Annotated in this window: 4 protein-coding genes; 3 read left to right on the top strand and 1 reads right to left on the bottom strand. The window is 71.5% G+C overall.

Going from position 1 to position 4,753, the window contains the following annotated elements:
- From NWP09_RS11890 to secA, 3 genes are all read left to right on the top strand, one after another.
- Positions 1 to 162 carry a phosphoribosyltransferase family protein gene (locus NWP09_RS11890; RefSeq protein WP_258275716.1) on the top strand — a complete coding sequence of 54 codons (162 nt, stop codon included), beginning with the start codon at positions 1 to 3 and terminating at the stop codon, positions 160 to 162.
- Positions 163 to 222: 60 nt separating this feature from the next.
- Complete coding sequence (gene raiA / locus NWP09_RS11885; RefSeq protein ID WP_258275715.1) at positions 223 to 900, top strand: ribosome-associated translation inhibitor RaiA; 678 nt, start codon at positions 223 to 225, stop codon at positions 898 to 900.
- 114 nt (positions 901 to 1,014) lie between these two features.
- Positions 1,015 to 3,813 (top strand): preprotein translocase subunit SecA, encoded by a 2,799-nt coding sequence (gene secA / locus NWP09_RS11880; protein ID WP_258275714.1) that lies wholly within the window; start codon positions 1,015 to 1,017, stop codon positions 3,811 to 3,813.
- A 6-nt stretch (positions 3,814 to 3,819) separates the two neighbouring features.
- On the opposite strand, the gene NWP09_RS11875 is transcribed toward secA, so the two are convergent.
- Positions 3,820 to 4,753 (bottom strand): serine protease (locus NWP09_RS11875; RefSeq protein ID WP_369010424.1); only part of this gene is annotated, 934 nt, incomplete at its 5' end.

Here is a 4,753-nt window from a genome sequence, read left to right as displayed (position 1 = left end):
GTGCTCGTCGACGACGTCGTCACGAGCGGCGCGACGGCCCGCGAGGGACTGCGGGCGCTGCGCGCGGCGGGCTGCGAGCCGGTCGCGATCGTCGCCGTCGCGCGCACCGCGCGGCGGGTGCCGGCGCGTGCCGCGCACGGACAGTCGTCGGGAGTATGGTGAGCGCCACGCAAGTCGGCCCGCAGCCGCTGGCGCCGACGCCGTACCTGATGGGAGGCAACGATGGAGATCACATTCGGCGCGAGGGGCGCGGACATCACCGACCGGTTCCGCGCCTACGCGGAGGAGAAGCTCGCGAAGGTGACGCAGCTCCTGCCCCGCGCGACCGCCCTCGATGTGCGGCTCTCGCGACACGCCGATCCCCATGCCGCCGCGGGCGGCCGGGTCGAGATCACGGTGCACGGTCCCGGCTCGATCATCCGCGCGGAGTCCGACGGCCCCGACAAGTACATGGCCTTCGACTCCGCGTTCCACCGCATCATGGAGCGCGCCCGCCGCGTGCACGACAAGCGCCACGACCACAGCGGCCGCCGCCGCATGCCGCTGCGCGAAGCCGTCGAGAACGGCTTCGAGCAGGTCGCGATCACGCCCGCCGACCCCGCCGTCGTCGAGGCCGTCGCGACCGGCTCGATCCCCGTCGTGCGCGACGAGGAGCAGCAGGAGCACGAGTGGTCGCCGGTCGTCATCCGCGAGAAGCGCTTCCCGGCGAAGCGCATGAGCGTGCGCGACGCGGTCGACCAGATGGAGCTCGTCGGCCACCCCTTCTACCTCTTCGTCGACGAGGCGACCGACGAGTGCGCCGTCGTGTACCGCCGCAAGGGCTGGTCGTACGGCGTCATCTCGCTCGACGAATCCGCCTCCGAGCCGGCGGCCGCCACGCGCGAGCGCGCCGCGTCCTGAGCCCGCCCAGCGGCGCCCCTGAGGCCTCAGGGGCGCCGCTCGCGCGTCGTTGCTACGATGGGCAGTCGGTTATCGAACCGTGACCTTTCCCCCAACGCACGGGAGGCATCCCTCGTGGCCAACTTCTTCGAGACCCTGCTGCGCGCGGGCGAAGGCCGACTGCTGCGCCGGCTGGAGCGCATCGCCGCCGACGTGGCGAAGCTCGAGGACGCGTTCGAGGAGCTGAGCGACGACGAGCTCGCGCAGGAGACGGCCGAGTTCCGCCAGCGCTACGCGGACGGCGAGTCGCTCGACGTCATGCTGCCCGAGGCGTTCGCCGCCGTCCGCGAAGCGGCCAAGCGCACGCTCGGGATGCGGCCCTACGACGTGCAGGTGATGGGCGCCGCGGCGCTGCACCTCGGCAACATCGCGGAGATGAAGACCGGTGAGGGCAAGACGCTCGTCGCGCCGATCGCGGCGTACCTCAACGCGATCACGGGCGAGGGCGTGCACATCGTCACCGTGAACGACTACCTCGCGAGCTACCAGTCGGAGCTCATGGGCCGCGTCTTCCGCGCCCTCGGCATGACGACCGGCTGCATCATCGCCGGCCAGACGCCCGAGGTGCGCCGCGAGCAGTACGCGGCCGACGTCACCTACGGCACGAACAACGAGTTCGGCTTCGACTACCTGCGCGACAACATGGCCCACTCGAAGGAGGCCATGGTGCAGCGGGGCCACGGCTTCGCGATCGTCGACGAGGTCGACTCGATCCTCATCGACGAGGCGCGCACGCCGCTCATCATCTCGGGGCCCGCCGCGGGCGAGGCCAACCGCTGGTTCGCCGAGTTCGCGCGCATCGCCAAGCGGCTGCGCCCCGACGTCGACTACGAGGTCGACGAGAAGAAGCGCACCGTCGGGGTGCTCGAGCCGGGCATCGAGCGCGTCGAGGACCTCCTCGGCATCGACAGCCTCTACGAGTCGGCGAACACCCCGCTCATCTCGTTCCTCAACACCGCGCTCAAGGCGAAGGCGCTCTTCAAGCGCGACTCCGACTACGTCGTCATGAACGGCGAGGTGCTCATCGTCGACGAGCACACGGGCCGCATCATGCAGGGCCGCCGCTTCAACGAGGGCATCCACCAGGCGATCGAGGCGAAGGAGGGGGTGCAGATCAAGGCCGAGAACCAGACGGTCGCGACGGTCACCCTGCAGAACTACTTCCGCCTCTACACGAAGCTCTCCGGCATGACCGGCACCGCCGAGACCGAGGCGGCCGAGTTCATGTCGACGTACAAGCTCGGCGTCGTGCCCATCCCGACGAACAAGCCGGTGCAGCGCATCGACCAGCCCGACCTCGTCTACGCGACGGTCGAGGGCAAGTTCAAGCACGTCGTCGAGGACATCGTCGAGCGCCACGCGGCGGGGCAGCCGGTGCTCGTGGGCACGACGAGCGTCGAGAAGAGCGAGTACCTCTCGGGCCTGCTCGCGAAGGCGGGCGTCAAGCACGAGGTCCTCAACGCCAAGAACCACGCGCGCGAGGCGGCGATCGTCGCGCAGGCCGGTCGCGTCGGCGCGGTGACGGTCGCGACGAACATGGCCGGCCGCGGCACCGACATCATGCTCGGCGGCAACGCCGAGCACCTCGCCGTCACGCGCATGCAGGAGCTCGGGCTCAGCCCCTCGGAGACGCCCGACGAGTACGAGGAGCGCTGGGACGAGGTCTTCGCCGAGGTCAAGGCCGCGGTCGAGGCGGAGGCGAAGCAGGTCGTCGAGGCCGGCGGCCTCTACGTGCTCGGCACCGAGCGGCACGAGTCGCGCCGCATCGACAACCAGCTCCGCGGCCGCTCCGGCCGCCAGGGCGACCCGGGCGAGAGCCGCTTCTACCTCTCGATGCAGGACGACCTGCTCCGCCTGTTCGGCGGCTCGGTCGCGCAGCGCTTCATGGCGGTCGACGCCGACGAGGACGAGATCCCGCTCGAGTCGAAGATCTTCTCCCGCACGATCCGCTCGGCGCAGGCGCAGATCGAGGCACGCAACGCCGAGATGCGCAAGAACGTGCTGAAGTACGACGACGTCATGAACCGCCAGCGCGAGGCGATCTACTCCGACCGCCGGCACATCCTCGACGGCGACGACCTCGCCGAGCGCGTGCAGGGCTTCCTCGAGGGCACCGTGCGCGAGCTCGTCGACGCGCACGCCGTCGGCGGCGACAGCGACGAGTGGAACCTCGAGGCGCTCTGGAGCGAGGCGAAGACGATCTTCCCCGTGAGCATCACGATCGACGAGGTCGTCGCCGAGGCCCGCCCGCGCCTGACGGCCGACTTCCTCTACGAGCAGCTCCTCTCGGACGCGAAGCTCGCCTACCAGCGCCGGGAGGAGTCGCTCGGCTCGCCCGCGATGCGCCTGCTCGAGCGGCGCGTCGTGCTGTCGGTCATCGACCGCAAGTGGCGCGACCACCTCTACGAGATGGACTACCTGCGCGAGGGCATCGGCCTGCGCACGATGGCGCAGCGCGACCCGGTCGTCGAGTACCAGAACGAGGGCTTCGCGCTCTACCAGCAGATGATGTCGGCGATCCGCGAGGAGTCGGTGCAGTTCCTGTTCAACCTCGAGGTCAAGGTGCAGCAGGGCGCGAGCCCCGAGGCGCCCGCGATCGAGGGCGGCGGGCTCGAGCAGCCCGAGGAGGACACGAGCCAGCTCACCTACTCGGCGCCCGATGAGGTCGGCGAGGCGTCCGTGCACGACGGCGAGGGCAGGGAGCTCGCGGCCGCGACCGCGAAGGGCCGCGCGAAGAGCGGCAACCCCGCCGTCGCCGCGGCGGCGAAGGGGCCCGCCGGCAACCGCCAGCAGCGCCGCGCTGCCGAGAAGGCGTCGAAGGCCGAGCCCAAGCGGGTCGGCGCGTTCGGGCAGGTCGAGGACGACGGCCGCTGACGCGCGTCAGCGGTCGAGCGAGCGCAGCCCGTTCCAGGCGGTGACGCCGAGCGGCGGCCCGTAGGCGCCGCTCTCGCCGCCGTTCGAGTACACGGCCGTGATGTGGCCCGCGCCCGTCGCCGGGTCGAGGTTCGACACGAACGCCGACCCCGACGCGCCGTCGCCCATGCTGCAGTCGGCGCCGTAGTTCGCATCCCCGCCGGCTCCGTAGTCGAGCCGGTCCTCCGCGCAGTGCCGCAGCACCTCGCCGTCGAACGGCGCGTTCCCCGGATAGCCCGCGATGACGACGCCGTTGGTCTCGGCGGTGAAGCTGACCCCCTGGCCGCCCACGGCATCCTCGAGCGTCCGGCCGTCGAGCGGCGCGAAGCGGATGAAGCCGAAGTCGAAGCCCATCCAGCCCTCGTCGTCGGCGCCGTCGAGCCAGCGGTCGTTCGACTCGAGGTACTGCTGCGGCACCCACCACCGCTCGGCGACCCATGTGCCGAAGGGCGCGGTGCCGCGCTCGTACCCGGGCGAGAACGTGATGCGGTCGTACCAGTCGCGCGTGTCGTCGTCGAAGGCGCAGTGCGCGGCGGTGAGCACGATGAGCCCCGAGTCGCTGTTGATGACGGTGCCGCTGCACGTGTAGCTCGAGCCGCCCGCGGAGAGCTCGAGCCGCCCGCTCGTCGTGAGCAGCAGGTTGCCGCTGCCGCGGTGCGGCGTGCCCGGCAGCAGCTCGTCGCCCGCCTCGTGCACCGGGATGGCGACGCCGCCCTGGACGATGGGCGTGCCGCGGGTCGGAGGCAGGACGACGTCGACCGACGCGTCGGGCAGGTAGCCGTCGAGCGTCTCGCCGCGGGCCCCCGCGTACAGCTGGCCGGTGTCGGCCTGCGTCTCGTCGCCGTCGCTGAGCGGCGCGTCGGGCCGCACGGGCGTCGCGCCGCGCTGCGTCGGCGCGCTC

Source organism: Agrococcus sp. HG114 (genome assembly GCF_024723325.1).
Lineage (GTDB): Bacteria > Actinomycetota > Actinomycetes > Actinomycetales > Microbacteriaceae > Agrococcus.
The sequence above is the reverse complement of the archived record's forward strand: the minus strand, read 5'-3'. Positions and strand labels throughout refer to the sequence as shown.